The sequence below is a fragment of the Actinomyces capricornis genome, assembly GCF_019974135.1.
GTDB classification, from domain to species: domain Bacteria; phylum Actinomycetota; class Actinomycetes; order Actinomycetales; family Actinomycetaceae; genus Actinomyces; species Actinomyces capricornis.
In genome coordinates this window covers 420,253-440,845 of sequence record NZ_AP025017.1, presented here as the reverse complement: position 1 = coordinate 440,845, position 20,593 = coordinate 420,253, and the positions used below count along the sequence as shown (strand labels likewise).

16 protein-coding genes and 1 riboswitch are annotated in these 20,593 nt (G+C 72.3%); of the genes, 12 read left to right on the top strand and 4 right to left on the bottom strand.

Translation table 11 applies throughout. The annotated features are described in order from the left end of the window. Window positions 1-57: 57 nt before the first annotated feature. From MANAM107_RS01770 to MANAM107_RS01755, 4 genes are all read left to right on the top strand, one after another. Window positions 58-630: an ATP-binding cassette domain-containing protein gene (locus MANAM107_RS01770; RefSeq protein ID WP_223910328.1), complete on the top strand. Its 573-nt coding sequence runs from the start codon at window positions 58-60 to the stop codon at window positions 628-630. 128 nt (window positions 631-758) lie between these two features. Next, a riboswitch (ZMP/ZTP riboswitch) is annotated at window positions 759-845 on the top strand. Between the two features lie 109 nt (window positions 846-954). Beyond that, window positions 955-2,745: a bifunctional phosphoribosylaminoimidazolecarboxamide formyltransferase/IMP cyclohydrolase gene (gene purH, locus MANAM107_RS01765; protein WP_223912730.1), complete on the top strand. Its 1,791-nt coding sequence runs from the start codon at window positions 955-957 to the stop codon at window positions 2,743-2,745. A 249-nt stretch (window positions 2,746-2,994) separates the two neighbouring features. Continuing rightward, window positions 2,995-3,291, top strand: coding sequence for a DUF3017 domain-containing protein (locus MANAM107_RS01760; RefSeq protein WP_223910325.1), 297 nt, complete (start codon window positions 2,995-2,997; stop codon window positions 3,289-3,291). 228 nt (window positions 3,292-3,519) lie between these two features. After that, window positions 3,520-4,830: a dicarboxylate/amino acid:cation symporter gene (locus MANAM107_RS01755; RefSeq protein ID WP_223912728.1), complete on the top strand. Its 1,311-nt coding sequence runs from the start codon at window positions 3,520-3,522 to the stop codon at window positions 4,828-4,830. Here MANAM107_RS01755 and MANAM107_RS01750 read toward each other — a convergent pair. Further along, on the bottom strand, window positions 4,827-6,644 hold the full coding sequence (locus MANAM107_RS01750) for an ABC transporter ATP-binding protein (RefSeq protein WP_223910322.1): 1,818 nt from the start codon (window positions 6,642-6,644) through the stop codon (window positions 4,827-4,829). The two genes, MANAM107_RS01755 and MANAM107_RS01750, sit on opposite strands and share 4 nt — an antisense overlap. After that, window positions 6,641-8,560 carry an ATP-binding cassette domain-containing protein gene (locus MANAM107_RS01745; protein ID WP_223910319.1) on the bottom strand — a complete coding sequence of 640 codons (1,920 nt, stop codon included), beginning with the start codon at window positions 8,558-8,560 and terminating at the stop codon, window positions 6,641-6,643. The genes MANAM107_RS01750 and MANAM107_RS01745 overlap by 4 nt, the downstream gene beginning before the upstream one ends. A 244-nt stretch (window positions 8,561-8,804) precedes the next feature. Here MANAM107_RS01745 and MANAM107_RS01740 point away from each other — a divergent pair, with 244 nt between their 5' ends. The 6 genes from MANAM107_RS01740 to MANAM107_RS01715 all read left to right on the top strand — a co-directional run bounded on the left by MANAM107_RS01740 (window position 8,805) and on the right by MANAM107_RS01715 (window position 14,690). After that, a complete protein-coding gene (locus MANAM107_RS01740; protein ID WP_179900034.1) occupies window positions 8,805-9,791 on the top strand; it encodes a malate dehydrogenase in 987 nt (328 codons plus the stop codon). A gap of 306 nt (window positions 9,792-10,097) precedes the next feature. Continuing rightward, entirely contained in the window at window positions 10,098-11,432 is a 1,335-nt protein-coding gene (locus tag MANAM107_RS01735; protein WP_223910316.1) for an ABC transporter substrate-binding protein, read from the top strand. Between the two features lie 215 nt (window positions 11,433-11,647). Further along, entirely contained in the window at window positions 11,648-12,574 is a 927-nt protein-coding gene (locus tag MANAM107_RS01730; protein WP_223910313.1) for a carbohydrate ABC transporter permease, read from the top strand. A 71-nt stretch (window positions 12,575-12,645) separates the two neighbouring features. Further along, window positions 12,646-13,473, top strand: coding sequence for a carbohydrate ABC transporter permease (locus MANAM107_RS01725; RefSeq protein ID WP_223912725.1), 828 nt, complete (start codon window positions 12,646-12,648; stop codon window positions 13,471-13,473). Between the two features lie 77 nt (window positions 13,474-13,550). Beyond that, window positions 13,551-13,844, top strand: coding sequence for an Rv1322 family protein (locus tag MANAM107_RS01720; protein WP_223910310.1), 294 nt, complete (start codon window positions 13,551-13,553; stop codon window positions 13,842-13,844). A gap of 603 nt (window positions 13,845-14,447) precedes the next feature. Next, a complete protein-coding gene (locus MANAM107_RS01715; RefSeq protein WP_223910308.1) occupies window positions 14,448-14,690 on the top strand; it encodes a hypothetical protein in 243 nt (80 codons plus the stop codon). A 25-nt stretch (window positions 14,691-14,715) separates the two neighbouring features. Here the strand turns inward: MANAM107_RS01715 and MANAM107_RS01710 are convergent, their stop codons facing one another. Both MANAM107_RS01710 and MANAM107_RS01705 read right to left on the bottom strand, forming a co-directional pair. Beyond that, entirely contained in the window at window positions 14,716-15,222 is a 507-nt protein-coding gene (locus tag MANAM107_RS01710) for a hypothetical protein (protein ID WP_223910305.1), read from the bottom strand. A gap of 234 nt (window positions 15,223-15,456) precedes the next feature. Beyond that, entirely contained in the window at window positions 15,457-16,956 is a 1,500-nt protein-coding gene (locus tag MANAM107_RS01705; protein ID WP_223912721.1) for a hypothetical protein, read from the bottom strand. Between the two features lie 339 nt (window positions 16,957-17,295). On the opposite strand from MANAM107_RS01705, the gene MANAM107_RS01700 reads away from it, so the two are divergent. Both MANAM107_RS01700 and MANAM107_RS01695 read left to right on the top strand, forming a co-directional pair. Beyond that, window positions 17,296-19,467 (top strand): hypothetical protein, encoded by a 2,172-nt coding sequence (locus MANAM107_RS01700; RefSeq protein ID WP_223910302.1) that lies wholly within the window; start codon window positions 17,296-17,298, stop codon window positions 19,465-19,467. Next, window positions 19,467-20,516 carry a DUF8094 domain-containing protein gene (locus MANAM107_RS01695; RefSeq protein WP_306548224.1) on the top strand — a complete coding sequence of 350 codons (1,050 nt, stop codon included), beginning with the start codon at window positions 19,467-19,469 and terminating at the stop codon, window positions 20,514-20,516. The genes MANAM107_RS01700 and MANAM107_RS01695 overlap by 1 nt, the downstream gene beginning before the upstream one ends. Window positions 20,517-20,593 lie beyond the last annotated feature (77 nt).

Here is a 20,593-nt window from a genome sequence, read left to right as displayed (position 1 = left end):
TGTCCATGGCCGTGGCCGGCCCCAGCGGCCCCCGCCACCTCCTGGAGGACCTCAGCCGTGGACCTCCACGGCGGGCAGATGATCGCCGTCACCGGTCGGACCGGCTCGGGCAAGTCGACCCTGCTGCGGATCCTCGCCGGGTTCCTGCTGCCTCAGGAGGGCGCCGTGTCATGGCGGGGCACCGCCCTGGACGGGGTGGGCCCCGAGCAGGTCACCCGCCTGCGGCGCGGCTTCCTGGGCTTCCTCGACCAGGAGGCTCCCGTCGTCGACGGGCTCGCCGTCCTGGAGGCCATCACGGTGGGCGCCGGGCCCCTGCGCCGCTGCGAGCGCGCCGAGGCCCGCCGGCGCGCCACTCGGCTCGCCCGGCGCCTGGGCCTGGAGCTGGTCCTGGAGCGGGACGTGCGCACCCTCTCGGGTGGGGAGCGCCAGCGGGTCGGGCTGGCCGGCCTCATCATCGCCCGGCCGCGCGTCCTCCTGCTCGACGAGCCCACCTCCGCCCTGGATGAGGCGACCACCCACCGGGTCATCGCCCACCTGCGGGAGCTGGTCGACAGCGGCGTCGGCATCCTCACCGCCACCCACGACCCCCTCCTCATTGAGGCCGCCGACACCGTCATGCCCCTGCACTGAGCCGCAGGGCCCGACGTCGCCCCCGCCAGCGGCCCCGGGGCCGGGACGGGACCCGCCGCCCCTCCTGTCGGACGATCCGGGGCGGCCCCGGGCCGTCGGGGGCGATCCGGGGGCCTGTGGGTCTATCCTGGGCCTGCCGCGACTGGCGAGGGTGGGCCACCACCGGGGAGCGGCCCAGACATGTGGAGGGGACGTCGCCCGCCTGGGCGTCCCGCCGACCCGCTGGCACCACAGGAGCATCCCGTGACCGCACACGCCGACCCCTCAGCCGCCCCCTCCGCCGCCCAGGACGGGGCACCCCCGGCCCCCGTCCCCACCGCCCACGTGCCCACCGAGGGCCCGGAGAGCCCCGACCGCCTCCCCGTGCGCCGCGCCCTGGTCTCCGTCTACGACAAGACCGGCCTGCCCGACCTGGCCGCCGCCCTGGTGCGGGCCGGTGTGGAGATCGTCTCCACCGGCTCCACGGCCGCGACCATCGCGGCCGCCGGCCTGCCGGTGACCCCCGTGGAGGCGGTCACCGACTTCCCCGAGTGCCTGGAGGGCCGCGTCAAGACCCTCCACCCGCGCATCCACGCCGGCATCCTGGCCGACCGCCGCAAGCGCGAGCACATGGACCAGCTGGCCGAGCTGGGCGTGGCTCCCATCGACCTGGTGGTGGTCAACCTCTACCCCTTCGCCCATACCGTGGCCTCCGGGGCGCCCTTCGACGCCTGCGTGGAGCAGATCGACATCGGCGGGCCCGCCATGGTGCGTGCCGCCGCCAAGAACCATCCGAGCGTCGCGGTGGTCACCGACCCCGGCGCCTACGACGACGTCGCCGCCGCCCTGGGGGCCGGCGGCTTCACCCTGGCCCAGCGCCGCGCCCTGGCCGCGGCCGCCTTCGCCCACACCGCCGCCTATGACGCCGCCGTGGCCACCTGGATGGCCGAGCGCGCCGAGGAGGCGCCGCCCGCCCAGGAGGACCTGCCCGCCCAGGGGACGGGGGCCTCGTCCGCCGTCGCCCTGCCCGGGCAGGGCTCGGGGCAGGGTCGGGAGCCGGCCGGGCCGCCGGCCTACATCGGTGCCGGCTACGAGCGCATCGCCACCCTGCGCTACGGGGAGAACCCCCACCAGGGGGCGGCCGTCTACCGCACCCCCGGCGCCAGCGGGGGAGTGGCCGGGGCGCGCCAGCTCCACGGCAAGGCCATGAGCTACAACAACTACACCGACACCGACGCCGCCCTGCGCGCCGTGCGCGACCACGGCGAGCAGGTGTGCGTGGCCGTGGTCAAGCACGCCAACCCCTGCGGCATCGCCGTCTCGGCGGCCGGGGACGTGGCCGAGGCCCACCGCAGGGCCCACGCCTGCGATCCGGTCTCGGCCTACGGCGGCGTCATCGCCACCAACGCCACCGTCACCGCGGCGATGGCCCGCCAGGTCGCACCCATCTTCACCGAGGTGGTGGCCGCCCCCGGCTTCGAGCCCGAGGCGGTGGAGATCCTGTCGGCCAAGAAGAACCTGCGCCTGCTGGAGGTCGAGCCACCTCAGCACGAGGACTATGAGATCAAGCAGATCACCGGGGGCGCGGTCATCCAGCAGCGCGACGCCCTGGACGCCGCCGGTGACGACCCGGCCAACTGGCGCCTGGTGGCCGGGCCCGCCGCCGACGAGGCCCTCATGGAGGAGCTGGTCTTCGCCTGGCGCAGCGTGCGCGCCGTGCGCTCCAATGCCATCCTGCTGGCCAGCGGGGGCGCCACCGTGGGTGTGGGCATGGGGCAGGTCAACCGCGTGGACTCCTGCGCCCTGGCCGTTGAGCGCGCCAACACCCTGGGCGCGCGCAGCACCGGTGACGCCGCGCAGGTGCCCAGCGCGCAGGCGGGTGCCGAGAAGGGCGCCGTGGGTGGGGCGGAGGCCGCCGAGGTCCTCGATGCTGCCGCACCCGAGCGGGCCCGGGGGGCTGTGGCGGCCTCCGATGCCTTCTTCCCCTTCGCCGATGGCCTCCAGGTGCTCATCGACGCCGGGGTGCGCGCCGTGGTCCAGCCCGGTGGCTCCATCCGCGACGAGGAGGTCATCGCGGCGGCCCAGGCGGCCGGCGTGACCATGTACCTCACCGGCACCCGCCACTTCGCCCACTGATATCCACTGACATCCGCAGGCGTCCGCGGGCATCTGCAGGCGTCCGCGCAACAGGTGCGTCACTTGGCGGAATGGACCTACCTTGTAGGTGACGTCCATTCCGCCAAGTGACGCCCTTTCCGCGAAACGACGCCCAACGGCGGCCCTGCCGCCCTCCCCGGCCCGCACCCTGGACCACCCCGAACCAGGAGGGGACCACTACCCGATTGACCTCACCACCTGCCGGGGAAGTACAACTAGACTGCCGCCGTGAGCCAGGAGGAGCCGCAGCGGTCCGCACGCCATCAGTCCTACCGCACTGTCGGCGTTGTTGTCGTGGCCCTGGGACTGGCCGCCGTACCGGCCCTCAGCCTCCTGGGCTACCAGCGCCTGGCCGTGCTGTGGCTGGCCGTCGGACTCCTGGCCCTGGCCCTTGTGCGCCTCCAGCGCCCCGACGGCTCCTGGATCGCGGCGCGCGGGCGCGTCTTCGATGTCGTCTTCGGTGTGGGCCTCGCACTCCTCATCCTCCTGCTCTCACCCAACGTGGACCTGCCCCGCCTCATGTGAGTGCGGGGGAGTGCCGGTGGGAGCCGCAGCGCCACCGCAGCGCACAGGCGGCCCGGGATCCACTTCGTGGTTGGGGGGCGACCGAATGGTGATCGATATGGCAGGCTGTCCCTATCCTTGACGGCGCTCCGCAGTCGTCTGCCTGACATACGGAAAGGCACGCTCATGTCACAGGCTCCCGTGGGCGAGCGCAGCTCCCGCTCCTTCTTCTCCCAGGTCCCCGGCGGCATGCTCACCTGGGTCGTCCTGGCCATCGTCCTGGCACTGCTGCTGGGCTCGATCAGGATCGGCGATCGCCACCTCATTCCAACGGCGGTGGGCAATGTCTTCGCCACCTTCTCCGACCTGTTCAGCCAGTTCCTCACCTTCTCCATCCCGCTCATCATCATCGGCCTGGTCACCCCCGCGATCGCCGACCTGGGGCGCGGGGCGGGCAAGTGGCTGGGGATCTGCGCGGCCATCGCCTACGGCTCGACCATCTTCGCGGGCGCACTGACCTACCTGGTGTGCACCGCGGTCCTGCCCCGCCTCATCGGGCACGGCGCCCTGTCCGGCGTCGAGGAGCCGGGCAGTGCGCTGTCGAGCTACTTCACCGTCGAGATGCCGCCCGCGGTGGAGGTCATGACGGCCCTGCTGCTGTCCTTCCTCCTGGGCATCGGCCTGTCCATGGTGCCGCGAGGCGTCCTGCGCAAGGGCTTCATCGAGTTCCGCGCCATCATCACCAGCCTCATCGAGCGGATCATCGTCCCCCTCCTGCCCCTGCACATCTTCGGGATCTTCCTCAACCTCACCTACACCGGCGAGGCCTGGCAGATCATGCGCACCCTGCTCAACGTCGTCGTCGTGGTGCTGGTGCTGGAGGTCGTCATCCTGGCCTCCCAGTACCTCGTGGCGGGGCTCATCTCGGGCAGGAACCCGCTGCGGGCCATCATCACCATGCTCCCGGCCTACGTCACCGCGCTGGGCACCTCCTCATCGGCGGCCACCATCCCGGTGACCCTGCGCCAGGCCAAGAAGAACGGCGTGTCCGACGCCGTGGCCTCCTTCACCGTGCCCCTGTGCGCCACCATCCACCTGGCGGGCTCGACCTCCAAGATCTTCGCCTTCGCCTTCGCCATCGTCCTGACCCAGGGCCTGGTCGTCACCCCCGTGCAGTGGTTCGGCTTCATCTTCATGCTGGGCATCACCATGGTGGCCGCCCCGGGTGTTCCCGGCGGCGCGATCGTGGCGGCCACCGGTCTGCTGTCCTCCATGCTGGGCTTCAACGACGACCAGGTGGCCCTCATGATCGCCACCTACATCGCCCTGGACTCCTTCGGCACGGCCACCAATGTCACCGGCGACGGCGCGATCGCCCTGGTGGTCGATCGCCTCGCCGGCGGGCGCATCGGTGCCGAGGGAGACCCCGAGAACGCCCGCGAGCTCGCCTTCGACGGCATGGCCTACCTCGACCGCGTCAGCGTCGAGGGCGTGGTCAGCCCCGAGGACCTGGCGGCCTCCGCCCAGGCCGCGGGCACCGACAGAGCCCAGGAGCGCTAGCGGGCGGCCAGGGTGCGCAGGGGGCCATCGGCCTGGAGGAGCGCGGCCGGGTCGCCCTCCTGCACCACCCGCCCCGCATCCAGGACGACGACGTGATCGGCCTGGGTCGACCACTGCAGGCGGTGGGTGATCTCAACGACCGTCGCCCCGGCCAGATGGCGGCGCACCGCCTCGCGCACCGTCGCATCCAGGGCCGGGTCCAGGTGGGAGGTGAACTCATCGAGGATGAGGACCGAGGGCCGTGCCAGCAGCACCCGCGCCAGGGCCAGGCGCTGGCGCTGGCCCCCGGACAGGGACTGGCCCCGCTCACCCACGAGGCTCCCGTAGCCCCCTGGCAGAGCCATGACCTCCTCATGGATGCCGGCGACTCGGCAGGCCTGCTCCACCTGCGCGTCACTGGCCGAGGGCGCCGCTAGGCGAACGTTGTCGGCCACCGGGGCCCGGAAGAGGTGGATGCGCTGGGAGACCAGGCCGACCTGCCCGTACAGGCTCTCGACCCGCAGCCCGCGCACATCCGTGCCGTCGATGAGGATGCTCCCGGCCTGCGGGTCGTCGAAGCGCAGCGCCAGGTGCGCCAGCGTGGACTTCCCCGAGCCCGAGGCGCCCACGATGCAGGTCCACTGCCCGGCCCGCGCCCGGATGCTGACGCCCCGCAGGGCGGGGGCCGAGGAGCCCGGGTAGGTGTAGTCCACCTCGCGCCACTCCAGCCCATGGCTCACGCCGGGCTCCAGCTCGACTCCTCCTTCGGCCTGGGGCAGGGGGGCGTGCACCACCTGCCAGACGCGCTCGGCCGAGGCCAGCGAGGCGCTGAGGGAGGCCGCCAGCTCCTCAACCCCGCGCACTGTGCCGCTCAGCCTGAGCACCGCGGCGGCGGCCCCCGCCAGGGCCACAGCGCTCACCTGCCCGGCAGAGACGCCACCAGCGCCCACGGCGACGACGGCCACCGGACCGGCCAGCCCCAGCAGCGCGCCCGCACCGCGGCGCACCGCCGCCCATCGGGCAGAGGGTGCCAGGGTCCGTGCCACGGCGTCGTCGAGACCGCCCATCTCCTCCAGGCGCGCGGCGGTGCGGCCGTAGCCCACCACCTCGGGCATGCCCTGGACCGTGTCGGTGACATGCTGGACCAGCGCCGCCCGCCCGGCCGCCCCCGCCCGGGCAGCCCCCAGCGAGGCCGTCGTGCCCAGGACCGGGACCACGAGCAGCTGGAGGGCCAGGAGTCCCAGGGCGGCGCCCGCCACCGGCCAGGAGACCATCGCCCCGATGGCGCCCACCACCATGAGCGGCCCCACGACGGCGCACACGACGGGCGCCAGGGTGTGGGCGAAGAGGACCTCGATGCGGTCGATGTCCTTGGTCGCGCGGGTGAGCAGCTGGGCGGAGTGCCAGGCCGGGGACAGCCGCGGGGAGCGGGGGATGAAGGAGGCGAAGACCTCCGCGCGCAGTAGCTCCAGGGCCCGGAAGGCCACCAGGTGGCCCAGGAGCTGCTCGCCGTAGCGCAGGGCGGCCTTGACCAGGGCCATGACCGCCATGGCGGCCACCACCGGCCACAGCCCGCTGAGCGGTCGCCCCTGCGCCAGGGCGATCCCATGGGCGGCCACCGCCGAGGCCCCCAGGGCGAACATGCCCACCCCCACCAGTAGGGAGGCCAGGCGGCAGGCTGTCGATCCCAGCAGCGGGGCCAGGACGGGCCGGGTCACCCGCACCAGCCAGCCCGCCAGCACCCTGCGCGGGGGTGGGGCCGGCAGCTCCGAGACCTCCCGGGCGCCACCGGGCAGGGGACTCCGGCGAGCCGGGGGAGTGGTGGTGGCGCTCATGGGTGCACCTCCTGGGTACTGCGGTCGATGGGGCGGTCCTCCCCGGGCGGGGCCTGGCCGCTGGGCGGGGCGCCGTCCTCGACCAGGCGGCCATCGACGACTCTGACCGTGCGGTCGGCCCGCACCAGGGCGCCGGGGCGGTGGGAGACCGTGATGACGGTGCGGTCCCGGGCGAGGCGCTGCAGGGCCCGGGTGATGGCCGCCTCACTGGCCAGGTCCACCTGGCTGGTGGGCTCATCGAGCAGCAGCAGGGGCCGGTCGGCCAGGACCGCGCGCGCCAGTGACAGGCGCTGGGCCTGTCCGCCCGAGAGCCCCATCCCCGCCTCGCCCACGCTCGTGTCCAGGCCCTGGGGCATGAGGCGCACCTGAGGGGCCAGGCCCACCTCCTCCAGGGCCCGCCACATCTGCTCAGTGCTGGCCCCGGGGCGGGCCAGTCGCAGGTTCTCGGCGATGGTGCCGGTGAACAGCCACGTGCTCTGGGCGACCAGGGAACTGGCCGCGCGCACCTGCTCCTGGGCGGTGGGGCGCAGCTCGGTGCCATGGACCCACGCCCTCCCGCCGCTGGGGATGAGGTCGCCGGCCAGCACGGCCAGAAGCGTGGACTTGCCCGCCCCGGAGGCCCCGACGACGGCCAGGTGCTCGCCGCGGCGCACCCGCAGGTCCACCCCGCGCAGGACCGGCGGAGCCTGCGGGTCCCAGGCGGCCCAGAGGCCGTCGAGCACCACCTCATCCTCCGCTCCGCCCGCGCCGGCGCACTGGGAGCCGGGACGACGGGCATGGGCCGATGGGGCCGCCGAGACTGCCGAGGCCGGAGAAGCGGCGGAGGCCGGAGGGATGCTGGAGGCCGGGGAGACGGCGACCGGAGGATCCGCGGCCGGGGAGGCAGTGGGGGCGCCGGGCAGGGGGCGCGCCAGGATGCGGCGCAGCGCCCGCTGATTGGCCATCCCGCCCATGCCCACGTAGAAGAAGGCGCCCACATGGTCCAGGGGCTCCAGGAGCACGTAGGAGGTCAGGATGATGGCCAGGGCGTCGGCGGCGGTGATGGCTCCCTGGCCCATGCGCGCCAGTGCCAGCCCGGCCGCCACCGTGATGAGGCACAGGGAGAACAGGCCGTCGGTGACCAGGATGACGATCTGATTGCCCGCCAGCACCCGCATGATTGCGCGGCGGTTCTCCTCGCCCCGGGCGCGCAGGCGCTGGGCCGTGCGCTCGGCGGCGCGCGAGATCCTGAGGGTGCTCAGCCCCTGGATGGCGTCGAGGTAGTCCGCCGCCAGGCGCATACGGGCCCGGCGCGACTGGGAGGAGGAGGCCCGCAGCCGGCGGTGCAGCAGGGCGATGGCTGCGGGGACGACGACGATGGCGGCCGCCAGGACCAGGGCGGTCACGGCGTCGGCGGCCACCGCCAGCTCGGCCAGGACCAGGAGCGGGGCCACGGCGGCGGCCGCAGTGGGCGCCAGGAAGGTCTGGCGGTACAGGGCCACCCGCTCGGCGCCGTCGGTGAGCAGGGAGACCGTGGAGCCGCTGCGGGCCTCCACGGTGTGCGCCGGCCCCAGGGCCAGCAGGTGGGTGAGGGTCAGGCGCCGCAGATGCGCCTCCTCCCGGGTGGCGCTGGAGCGTGAGACCAGCTGAGCCCCCGTCTGGCAGACGGCGCTGATGAGGGCCGCCACGGCGGCGATCACCAGGTGCTCGCCCGCGGCCTGCCCCGCCACCAGTGCCCCCAGGGCCCGCCCGGTGGTGATGAGCGCCCAGCCCCCAGCCAGGGCGCCCAGGATGCTCAGGGTGAAGGTGGCCGCATTGGCGCGCCGCCCGTGCGGTGAGGCGAGGGCGGGGCCAGGGGCCCGCGGTGGGCGCCGCGGCCCGGGCTCCGGAGCGGGGCTCGGGGCCGGCTGGTGGGGGTGCTGGATCGGATGAGTCATGACTGGTTCGTGCTGGTGGTGCCGCCTCGGCGGTGTTGCACGGACGGCATTGGCTGGACGGTGGTGGATCGATGGCGTCGGCTGGATGATGATCGGCCCGGGCCGGTCAGGGGCGTGCTCTCTCCTGGCGTGGTGAGGGTCACGAAACGCCGGCGGGCTGTGTGACGCACCCATCGGCGTCATAGCGTTGGACCGTGGGCTGCTCGCGTGGCCCGTGACGACGATCGTCCCGAAGGAGTCTTTCATGGCCAATGCCCCTGTCAACATCACCGTCACCGGTGCCGCCGGCAACATCGGCTACGCGCTGCTCTTCCGCATCGCCTCCGGCGCGCTGCTGGGCGCCGACCAGCGCGTCAACCTGCGCCTGCTGGAGATCCCCCAGGCGGTCAAGGCCGCCGAGGGCACCGCCATGGAGCTGTTCGACTCCGCCTTCCCCACCCTGGGCAGCGTGGACATCTTCGATGACCCCAAGGCCGCCTTCGAGGGCGCCAACATCGCCTTCCTCGTGGGCTCGATGCCGCGCAAGGCCGGGATGGAGCGCTCCGACCTGCTCTCGGCCAACGGCGGCATCTTCGGCCCCCAGGGCGAGGCCCTCAACGCCGGCGCCGCCCAGGACATCAAGGTCCTGGTCGTGGGCAACCCCGCCAACACCAATGCGCTCATTGCTGCCTCCCATGCCCCGGACATCCCCGCCTCCCGCTTCACCGCCATGACGCGCCTGGACCACAACCGTGCCCTGGCCCAGCTGGCCACCAAGGCCGGGGTCCACGTCTCGGACATCGACAAGGTCACCGTGTGGGGCAACCACTCCACCACCCAGTACCCCGACCTGACCCAGGCCACCATCAAGGGCGCTCCCATCCCCGAGATCCTGGCCGACCGGGCCTGGGTGGAGGAGGACTTCATCCCCACCGTGGCCAAGCGCGGCGCCGCCATCATCGAGGCCCGGGGCGCCTCCTCGGCCGCCTCGGCCGCCTCGGCCGCCATCGACCACGTCCACGACTGGGTGCTGGGGGTCTCCGGCTCCTGGACCTCCTCCTCGGTCATGTCCGACGGCTCCTACGGCGTGCCCGAGGGCATCATCTCCTCCTTCCCCTGCACCTCCGTGGGCGGGGAGTGGAAGATCGTCGAGGGCCTGGAGATCGACGAGTTCTCCCGCGGCAAGATCGACGCCTCGGCCGCCGAGCTCGTCGAGGAGAAGGAGGCCGTGGCCTCCATGGGCCTCATCTGAGCCCGCTGACCCCGCAGCGCCTGAAGCCCCCGCCCCGATCCCGGGGCGGGGGCTTCAGGCGCGGTAGGACCTCCTCGCGCCTGCCGGGCACGCGGCGGCGGTGCGCGGTGCGCAGGGCGTGTGGGAGACCCCGGGGCCTGGTGGCGCCGCCGACGGCATGACGTTACGTGATTGATCGTGATGGAAAGACTTGTCTGTCCGTCAACTTCGGTATAGTCTCCTTCCAGAGGTCAGATGACTGCCCTGGCCCGGCTCCCGCAACGAGGCGGCAGCCCTGGAACAACGATGTTTCTAAGGAGCAGACCCATGCGTCCCACCCTCACCCTCTCCCGGCGCACTGCCCTCGCCGGGCTCGGCGCCACTGCCATCGCCGCCACCCTGGCCGCGTGCGGCACGACGGGCACCCAGGACTCCGGCTCCCAGTCCGGGGCGCCGGCGGGCGAGGGCGATGCCAGCAAGGTCGACGTCGTCACCTGGTGGTCCGCGGGCAGTGAGAAGCTCGGCCTGGACGCCCTGGTGGCGGTCTTCGAGGAGCAGTTCCCGGACACCGCCTTCGAGAACAAGGCCGTCTCCGGCGGCGCCGGCAGCCAGGCCAAGCAGAAGCTCGCCGCGGACCTGGCCGCCTCCAACCCGCCGGACACCTACCAGGCCCACGCCGGTGCCGAGCTCAAGGACGACATCGAGGCCGGCTACCTCACCGACGTCTCCAGCCTCTACGAGGAGTTCGGGCTCAAGGACGCCTTCCCCGCCACCCTCATGGACCGCCTGACCGACGCCGAGGGCGCCATCTACTCCGTGCCCTCCAACATCCACCGCGCCAATGTCGTGTGGGCCTCGGTCTCCGCCCTCAAGGCCGCCGGGCTGGACCCGGCCAAGCCCGCGGCCGATATCGAGGCATGGATCGCCGATATGGAGAAGGTCAAGGAGGCGGGCCTGACCCCCATCACCATGGGCATGGCCTGGACCCAGCTCCAGCTGCTCGAGACGGTCCTCATCGCCGACCTGGGCCACAAGGCCTACAGCGGGCTCTTCGACGGCAGCACCGACTGGGCGGGCCCCGAGGTCGCCAAGGCCCTGGAGCACTACCGCAGGATCGTCGCCCTGACCGACACCTCGCTCTACACCGAGGACTGGGAGCCGGCCATGAAACCGATCATGGACGGCAAGGCCGCCTTCAATGTCATGGGCGACTGGGCGGTGGCCGCCTTCGACGCCGCCGGGCTCAAGGCCGGCACCGACTACGTCCACTTTCCGGTGCCCGGGACCGACGGCGTCTTCGACTTCCTGGCCGACTCCTTCACCCTGCCCGACGGCGCCGCCCACCCCGGCGGGGCGAAGAACTGGCTCAACTGCATCTCCTCCAAGGAGGGCCAGATCGCCTTCAACACCGTCAAGGGCTCCATCCCGGCGCGCACCGACCTCAGTGATGAGGACCGGGCGGCCTTCTCCGACTACCAGCGCTCGGCGATGGACTCCTTCGCCTCCGACACCATCGTGTCCTCCATCGCCCACGGCGCCGCCCTGCCGGCCAAGGCCTCCAACGCGATGAACGACGCCCTGACGAAGTTCGCCCAGGGCGCCTCCGACATCGCCACCCTCCAGGCCGATCTCAAGGCCGCCTACGACGCTGTGGCCTCCTGAACCCTCGGCGGGCCGTGGATGCTCCGTCACGGCCCGCCGAGCGCCCGCTGGGGCGGGACCGCGCACCCCGGTCCCGCCCCGGCTCCGGACTCGTGCCGGCAGCAGGAGCAGCAGGCCGCGGCAGCGCTCCGCGGCGATAGGCCGCCTCGGGGCCGGGGTGCGCGGCCCGTGACGTGCAAGACCTGCATCGCTCATGCGGGCCGGGAAGGAAGACCATGGGCGCCAAGCCGCGCCGGGGACGTCGTCGGACCAACTGGCAGCAGTGGGGGCCGGGGCTCCTGCTCATCTCCCCATCACTGGTTCTCGTGGGCGTGTTCGTCTACGGGATGATCGGGGTCAATATCAACACCTCCGTGCTGGACATGCATACCGCCGGCCAGGTCTCCGGGCGCAAGGGCTCCAGCCCCGTGGGCCTGGAGAACTTCATCGCTCTGTTCAGGGACCCCGACTTCCAGCACTCCTTCCTCAATCTCATCCTGTTCACCGTGGCTTTCCTGGCCGGGACCCTCGTGCTGGGCTTCCTGTGGGCCTGGCTCCTGGACCGGCCCCTCAAGGGCGAGGGCGTGTTCCGCTCGATCTTCCTGTTCCCCATGGCGGTGTCCTTCGTGGCCTCGGGCGTGGTGTGGCGGTGGCTGCTCAACTCCGCCCAGGGGGAGCAGGCCTCCGGGCTCAACCGGCTCTTCGAGATGCTGGGGCTGCGCTTCCTGGAGAACTCGTGGACCCAGAGCACCACGGTGGGGATCCTGGCCATCGCCCTGCCGGCGATCTGGCAGCTGGCGGGCTACGTCATGGCACTGTTCCTGGCAGGCTTCCGCGGCATCCCCGAGGACCTGCGCGAGGCCGCCCGTGTCGACGGCGCCAGTGAGTGGCAGCTCTACCGCTCCATCATCTTCCCCCAGCTCACCCCGATCGCCCTGAGCGCCGTCATCATCATCGGCCACATGTCCCTCAAATCCTTCGACCTCATCATGTCCATCACCGATCAGCGCACCTATTCCACCAAGGTGCCGGCGATCGACATGTTCAACTTCATGACCGACAACGACTACTCCAACGCCGCCGCCGTCGGCACCATCCTGCTGGTCCTGGTCGCGATCGCGGTCGTGCCCTATCTCATCCATGACGCCAAGGGACGGAGGTGACCCCGATGACCGCGCCTCGTACTGCTGAGCCGATCCCCGCCGCGGCCGCCTCCCGGCGCCGGGCGTCCTTGATGGCCGGATCGCCGTGGAGCAGGGGCCTGCGCTACGTGCTGCTCCTGGCCTCGGTCGTCTTCGTGCTCATCCCCGTCTACGTGCTGCTGGTGACGTCCTTCAAGGGCAGTGTCGAGGCCGATCCCTCGCGCACCTGGTTCCTGCCCGAGACCTGGACCCTGCGGAACTGGGCCAATGCCTGGAACGAGCTGTCCGGGGGGCTGCTGCGCTCCCTCATGCTGGTCATCCCCTCCTCGCTGATCTCCGCGATCCTGGGCAGCGCCAACGGCTTCGTGCTGTCCAAGTGGCGCTTCCCCGGGGCCAACCTGGTCTTCACCCTCATCCTGTTCGGGATGTTCATCCCCTACCAGGCGGTGATGATCCCCCTCATGCGCCTGGTGACCAGTGCTGATATCGGCTTCGGCATCCACACCCTCATCCTCATGCACGTGGTCTACGGGATCCCCATCACCACCCTGATCTTCCGCAACTACTACGAGACGATGCCCGAGGAGCTCATCGAGGCCGCGCGGGTCGACGGCGCCGGCATGCTGCGCACCTACGCCTCGGTGGTCCTGCCGATCTCGGTGCCCAGTTTCGTGGTGGTGCTCATCTGGCAGTTCACCTCGGCCTGGAACGACTTCCTCTTCGCCCTGTTCTTCGGCGGAGGGGCCCAGTCCGGCCCTGTGACCCTGGCGCTGAACAACCTGGCGCACGGCTCGATCATGGCCGACTACGGGGCATCGATGTCCGGGGCGCTCATCGCCTCGGTGCCCACGCTCATCGTCTACATCCTGCTGGGCAAGTACTTCGTGGGCGGCCTCATGGCCGGCAGCGTCAAGGGCTGAGCCGGCTGCCGCCCGGCCCCGGCCCCGCGGCGGGCCCGGGCTTGGGGGCGCCGGCCCGCTCATGATGTGATCGGGCCATGGCACGCCGCAGCTCCAAGCGACCCTACGGGCGGGGGCATGTGCCCCTGAACATGGACCGCCTCGCCTCCGTCCCGCGCACCCAGCGCGGCCCGGGCGGCGCGGCCTTCACCGTGCGCCACCTGCACGGTGGGGACAAGGCCTACACCTGCCCGGGCTGCCACCGCCTCATCCCGGCCGGCACCCCGCATGTGGTGGCCTGGTCCAATGAGTCGCTCTTCGGCGCCGACCGGGGCCTGGAGGAGCGGCGGCACTGGCACACCTCCTGCTGGGAGCGCGGCCTGTGGCGCTAGCTCCGGTTCAACGCGGCAGGCCCCGGAAGAGTCACCGGCACGCTCACGCGTCCTGAAGGTCGAAACCACGGGACCGGGGGTGGGCGCAACGACCCAGATGATCAGCAGCGTTGCCGGGCTACTGCCTCGGCCTGTCGATCACCTTCCCCACCCCATTGCCAGGGATGTCATGGAGACCTTTCAGTTCATTGAAGGTTATTCAGGAGCTGGAGCGTACACCCTCTGACCTGGGCAAACGCATACGATCAACTCCTCTCTGAATAACCCTCATTAGTCAGGTAATATCAAGTGACATCTCAGGAAGGTGGCGTGCCGGGATGTCGTCATGAAACGAGAGGCAAGTTCGTGGAATTCTACATGTGGTAGCTTCTGATGTCTTGTGTCTTGAATCGCTGAGGGTGGGGTTGCTGACATGTGTGGGGATCCTCGGTTCGTCAACGGGTAATGGGGTGGTTGTGGTTTGTTGGCTGAGCATCGGGGGCGTGGTGGTGTTGACAATGCTCCCGCCAGGGGGGAGGCTGTCGATGTCAGAAAGTTGATCCGCATCAAGATCCACTACTGGCTCACAGTCAGTGAGGTCGAGTACGGCGCCAGGGGGTGCTCGTGAATCGATTTCTTCTGCGCATGAGATTCGCCTGTATCGTGGGGCTGGCGATCGGTGGCCTCATGAATGCCGCAGCCTTTGTGGGGGATGCCTTGGCGCTCGGGACGATCACATACGCCCTTGTCATGATTCTCTTCGTCGTCGGCGCCATCGGCGGCGAGATTGCTCTGCGCCGGCAGTGGAGGCGTCGATCCGACGAGGGTCTTCCCATGCTCGGCAGCACCAGGTCGTCCACCAGGTAGCCAAAGGGCGGCCTGGGCCCGGTCCTCACACCAGCGGCTCGGGGCTGCGCTCCTCCCAGCCCGGCAGGAGGCGGTCCAGGGCGAAGCGCAGCGGGACGATATCCCCGTCGCGCCCGCCCTCGCCGATGGTCATCGGAACCGGCTCGCGCACCGGGCGCGCCCCCAGAAGCCGCTGCCGGGCTCCGAGCGGCATGGACAGCACGTAGAAGCCGCCGTCCTCGCCCAGGGCCACCGTCCGGTCCCCGCGCAGGTACCAGCCGCGCAGGCCGGTACGGGCCGTGCCGCCCCGGTAGCCCCTGGCCCGCAGCTCGACCGGCTCCAGCCCCTCATCGCGGGCCACAGTCAGGAACAGCGCCACGATCCGGGCCGCCCGGGCCTCCTCGGCGGCCTGCCGCTCCTGGAGCATGCGGGCGCGCTCAGCGGCCGCCCGACGGCGCTCCTGGGCCCAGTCCCGCTCCTGCGCCGGCCCCTGGTCGGGGCAGGGCCCGTCCTCACCGGCCTGGCTGCGGCCCGGCTGCTCCTGACTGCTCACTGGGCGCTCCCCTCTCACGGCTGCGATCCGCACCATCGTAGGACGTCGGCGCGCCCGGCCCCGGCCGGGCGCGGAGGGCCGGCACGGGAAAGCGGGGGAGGAGGCACGGCCGGGCCGTTCAGTGGCACCCGGGCCGGTCGGGGTGCCCGGGAGGGAGGGACGACGACGGCGCCCAGCACCGGGGGAGTGCTGGGCGCCGTCATGCAGGAGCCGGAGCCGTGTCGAGCCGGGCGATCAGCGCCGGCGCGACTTGCCCTGGCGCGGCGGGCGCGGCGGCCGGGGCGCGGGAACGGTCTGGATCGCCTCCGTGGGGTCACTGGGCTCGGGGGACGGGGCGGAGCCGTAGGAGGAGGCCGAGGGGGCGGGGGCCTCGATGACCTCATCGGCGCTAGCGGAGTCGGAGTCCGCCTGGTCGTCCCCGGCAGCCTCATCCGCGTCCGCGGGCTCCAGGGTCGCCAGCGGGTGGAGAACGGGGGCCTGGGGGAGCACGCCGCCCAGGACGCCGCGCATCTCCTCCAGGTAGCTGGCCACCGAGTCGCGCTGGCGCTCGAGCTCCTCCAGCTGACGGTTGGCCACCGCGGCGGCGATATCAGCGTCGGCGCGCGCATCGGAGACGATCTGCTCGGCCTCCACCCGGGCCTGGGCCAGGGTCTCCTCGGCCTGGGCCAGGGCGTCCTCCTGCTTGGCTCGGGTCTCGGAGTCGGTGCGGGCGCGCACCTCCTCGGCGCGGGCCAGGGCCTCCTGCAGGCGGGCCTCGGCCTCCTCGGCCTGGATCTGGGCCTGGGCCTGCATCTCCTTGATGCGCTCCTTGGTGGCCTCGTGGGCATCGGAGTCCTCCTGGGCCGCCGCCTCGTGGGCCGCGGCGATCTCCAGGGTGGCCTGCTGGCGCAGCTCGGTGGCCTCGGCGCGCGCGGCGGCGGCCTCGTCGGAGGCCGTGCGCCGCAGCGCCTCGGACTCGGTGCGCGCGGCGGTGAGGATCTCATCGGCCTCACGGCGGGCCTTGCCCAGGGTGAGCTCGGCCTCCTGCTTGGCGTCGGAGAGGATCTCCTCAGCGGTGGCCGCCGAGGAGCTGCGCAGCTCATCGGCCTCGGCCACGGCGGCGTCCCGGTTCGCGGTGGCGTCGCGCTCCGAGGAGATGGCGATCTCGGCGGCCTGCTTGCGGGCCTGGGAGAGCACCAGGGCGGACTCGCGCTCGGCCGAGGCGCGCAGCTCGGTGGCGGCGGCCTCGGAGTCGGCGGCGAGCTGGGCGGCCTTGCGCTCGGCGGAGGCCACCAGCTCCTGGGCGCGCGCCTCGGCGTTGGCCAGGGTGGTGGCGGCCTCGCTCTCCGAGCGCGTGCGCAGATCACTGGCCTCGCGCCGGGCCTCCGAGAGCAGCGTGGCCGCCTCGGAGGCGGAGCGCTCGGAGAGGTTCTTGGCATTGGTGCGGGTGCGGGTCAGCAGCGCATCGGCCTCCGCATTGGCCTTGGACAGCACCGAGGCGCTCTGCTCCTCGGCGCTGCGCAGCAGCTGCTCGATGCGCGAGCCCAGGCCCGCGTAGGTGGGCTTGTCGGCCTCGCGCAGCCGGCGCTGGGCGTCGGCCAGCTCGCCGGCGAGCGTCATCGCCCGCTGGTCGAGGCTGGCCACCTCACGGCGGGCATCGGCGAGCTGCCGATTCAGGGTATCGAGCCGCTGGTCAACCTGGGGCCGGTCATAGCCCTTCCGGACGACCGCGAACTCACTGTGCTCCTCGGACACGTGTTCCTCCTCCTGCTGGGCGGTCAGGGTCACCGCCACCTGGGCAAGCGTAGCGAGACAGGGGCCCTCCGGGCAGCGTGTCAAAAGACGGAAAAGCCCGCAGGGGTGTAGAAACGCGCACAATCGTGCACCATCCGCGGAGGTACCCGATTCAACGACCGCCGCACAGGAGACTTCGCTCAGCGCGTGCAGGTCTGTGATCTTGTCCCGTCCTGACGGTCATCGGCTGCTGCTCATGCGATTCTGGTTGCTCGGATGCGCCTCGGCGCACTGAATGACTTCGACCCGGGGTCCGCCCAGGGTCGGCGCCCATGTCCGCGAACATAGGAGATCCGCGTCGTGAGACGTATCTTGAGCGCGATCGTGACCGTCCTCGGGCTGGTTGCCATTGCCCTGGCCGTGTGCTCCGCCACCATCTGGAAGCCCAGCTCGACGGTCGAGGCCTCTCTTGCGCAGAGCCCGAACCAGCCCTACGTCATCACCGAGCCCGGGGTCCTGGGCACTATCGGCTCTGATGTCACGGTGACCGCCACCGCCGAGGGCGGGCAGGAGGTACGCGTCATCGTCGCCCGCGCCGCCGACGTCCAGGCCTGGCTGGCCACCGACCCCTACGTGTCCGTCACCGGGCTGTCGGGTGACGCCTCCTCCCTGGAGTCCACCGAGGTCACGGAGAAGTGCGAGGCCGACGCCGGTGCCTCCGCCGACGCCTCCGGGCAGGCGGCCCAGGGCGAGGGCGGCTGCACGCCGCGCGAGCCCTCCGGCGCCAACCCCGCCGACTCCGACCTGTGGATCACCGAGCACACCGGCTCGGGCTCGGTGACCTTCGAGCAGTCCGCCGCCGACGCGCAGGTCGTCATCATGGCCGTGACCGATGGCACCGCCAGCGCCCCGAGCCTGACGCTGAGCTGGCCGCGGACCGTGGAGACCCCCTGGTACTTCTACGCCTTCCTGGTCGTGGGCGGCCTGCTGGTGCTCGTGGGCGTCTTCCTCTTCCTCATCGACATCCAGATGCGTCACGCCGACGCCCAGCGCCGTACGCGCGCCGCCGAGCGGGCCGCGCGCGTGGCCCAGGCCGACGGCGTGGCCACCGCCAGCATCCCCCAGCTCGACGACCCCGACCGGCAGCTGACCCGTCGCGAGCTGCGCGACAAGGAGCGGGCCGAGAAGATGGGTGAGGAGTGGATCGACCCGCGCACCGGGCGCGTCCATCGCGACGGCGTCGAGGTCCCCGACGTACCCGCGGCCCCCGCGGGCCTGCCGGGCCAGGAGGCGCAGGACGCCCAGGGCCGGTGGCAGCCTGCCGCCGTGCCGGGCCGCCCCATCGACGACGTCGGCGCGGCGCGCGGATCCGCGGTCCTGCCCGGGCTGGATGAGGCCACCACCCAGGCGCACCGCGCCACCCGCGACCTGGGCGGGCAGCCGGCCTTCTCCGTGAGCCCCACCGGCGGTATGGACGCCAGTACCGCAGAGGTCCCCGCCTACAACGATGAGATCCCCGGCGACCCGTCCCAAGCCGCCGGTCAGGCGCCGGACCACTCCCGCTTCGCCGCCCCATGGCCCGCAGCCGACCAGGGCACCGGCGTCCAGGGCGTCGATATCCAGAGCGCAGGGATCTCGGACGTCGGCATGCAGCCCGCATCCGAGACGGGCCTGGAGGCCACCCAGGCCTTCACCGGCGCCACCGGCCCGCAGCATCAGCCCGTCGCCGACCCGTGGCAGCAGGCAGGCGCGCAGGCCTGGGACCAGCAGGGGCCCGCCTCCTGGGGCCAGGGCCTGGATCACCAGGCCCCGGCGGACCCCGCCGCAGCGGCAGGGGCGGCCGTCCCGCAGGACGCCGTGGCCGAGCAGGGCTGGGGACAGGTCCAGTCGGGTCAGCACGCCCTTCCGGACTGGGCCGGTCAGGTCCAGCAGAGCTGGGGTGAGCCCCAGGCCCCGCAGGCCGCTGCCGAGCCCGCCGCCCCGGCCGCATTCGACGCACCCCTGTCCGGCTCCGACCACGCCACCGCCGCTCGCCCCGGCCTGGCCGTGCCCGAGCAGCCCGCCGCCCCCGCCTACCCCGAGGCCCCGGTGACGCCGTCGGTGCCGGCGATGCCGGGCACGACCCAGGACGCCTGGGCGGGCCCCGGCGGGCAGGCCGGACCGGGCTGGCCCGCTGCCGCTGCCGACCCTGCGGGTGGCCTGGAGCCGCCCGCCCCCGCCGTCGGGCAGCCCGCCGATGCGGCCGGCGCGGACGCTCCCGCCAACCCCTACCTCAGGGCGGGGGCAGCCATGGGCGACCCGGCCGCCGGCGCCCCTGCGGTCCCCGGGCAGGGAGCCGCACCGGCCACGCCGACGGCGCACACTGCTGAGGCCGGGCAGGCCGCCGGGGCCCCGGGGACGCAGGCAGCTCCTCGTGGGGCCGCCGAGGCCGGATCGCAGGTCGAGGACTACCGGGTCTCCGAGGAGGAGATCAGGGCGGCCAACGCCGTACCCGTGTCAACCAACAACCCCACCACCGAGGAGCGCCTCTGATGACCAGCCGTCGAGCCTTCCTGGCCGGAGGGACCGTCTCCGCACTGTCCCTGACCCTGGCCGCCTGCTCCCAGAACAAGCCCTCCGTGACCACGCCGACGGCCACCGGCAGCGCCGCGGCCGAGTCCGTGCTCAGCCCCGAGAAGCTCACCGCGGTCCTGGAGCGCATCAAGACCGGTATGGATGCGGCCGATGCGGAGAAGAAGCCCGAGCTGCTGGCCGGCTACGCGGAGGGGCCCGCCGTGCGCGTGCGCACCGCCGAGTACGCCCTGGCGACCGCCACCAAGGACGACGCGCATATCCAGGTGCTGCCCGCCACCACCAGCCAGACCAGCTCGGCGGGTGTGACCCTGGACTTCCCGCGCGTGGCCATCAATGTCACCGATGCGCCGGCGGAGAAGGTCGCCCCCTTCCTCATGGCGCTGCGCCAGAACAGCGCGCGGGACAACTTCCAGCTGTGGGCCTGGGTCCAGCTCTTCCCATCGGTCAACGTCCCCGCGATCGACTCACCCCTGTCGGGCACCGAGCAGGTCGTGGCCGACAGCGAGGGCCTGGTGGTCACCCCCCAGGCGGCTCTTGACGCCTATGTCGATGCGCTCAACAACCCCGAGGGCGACAACGGCAAGGCCTTCGCCGACGACCCGGTGCGCCAGCAGGTCGCCGCTCAGCGCTCCGTCGACGTCAGCCCCACCGGCGAGGTCACGGTCACGGCGGCCGCCGGATCGGACGGGTTCTTGGGCCTGCGCACCGACGACGGTGGGGCCATCGTGATGACCACGCTGACCTACACCAGCACCTTCAAGAAGACGGTCGACGGCGGCAGCCTCACACTTCAAAGCGATATCGGCGCCATGCTGGGGGATAACAAGGAGGTGGTGGGCACCGTGACGGCCACCTACGAGGCCATGGTCGCCTTCTCCATCCCGCCGGAGGGCGGGGACGCCAACGGCTCCACCACTACGGTGGTCCTGGGCGCGGAGACCATCCTGGCCAAGGTCGAGCGCGACGACTCCCAGGCGCCCACGCCCACCGCCACCCCCACCCGCTGATCGCGGCCGCCGGGCCGCGGGGGCGACCCACCCGCAGAGATTCCGCACAACCGTCAACGGGCCCAGCCCGAGGAAGG

What these genes read in the sequence shown, in the direction of transcription:
- MANAM107_RS01730 (WP_223910313.1), top strand. Translation starts at nt 11,648, where the DNA reads ATGGGCGCCAAGCCGCGCCGGGGACGTCGTCGGACCAACTGGCAGCAG.
- MANAM107_RS01695 (WP_306548224.1), top strand. Translation starts at nt 19,467, where the DNA reads ATGACCAGCCGTCGAGCCTTCCTGGCCGGAGGGACCGTCTCCGCACTG.
- MANAM107_RS01745 (WP_223910319.1), bottom strand. Translation starts at nt 8,560, where the DNA reads ATGACTCATCCGATCCAGCACCCCCACCAGCCGGCCCCGAGCCCCGCT.
- MANAM107_RS01755 (WP_223912728.1), top strand. Translation starts at nt 3,520, where the DNA reads ATGCTCACCTGGGTCGTCCTGGCCATCGTCCTGGCACTGCTGCTGGGC.
- MANAM107_RS01740 (WP_179900034.1), top strand. Translation starts at nt 8,805, where the DNA reads ATGGCCAATGCCCCTGTCAACATCACCGTCACCGGTGCCGCCGGCAAC.
- MANAM107_RS01750 (WP_223910322.1), bottom strand. Translation starts at nt 6,644, where the DNA reads ATGAGCGCCACCACCACTCCCCCGGCTCGCCGGAGTCCCCTGCCCGGT.
- MANAM107_RS01720 (WP_223910310.1), top strand. Translation starts at nt 13,551, where the DNA reads ATGGCACGCCGCAGCTCCAAGCGACCCTACGGGCGGGGGCATGTGCCC.
- MANAM107_RS01725 (WP_223912725.1), top strand. Translation starts at nt 12,646, where the DNA reads ATGGCCGGATCGCCGTGGAGCAGGGGCCTGCGCTACGTGCTGCTCCTG.
- MANAM107_RS01735 (WP_223910316.1), top strand. Translation starts at nt 10,098, where the DNA reads ATGCGTCCCACCCTCACCCTCTCCCGGCGCACTGCCCTCGCCGGGCTC.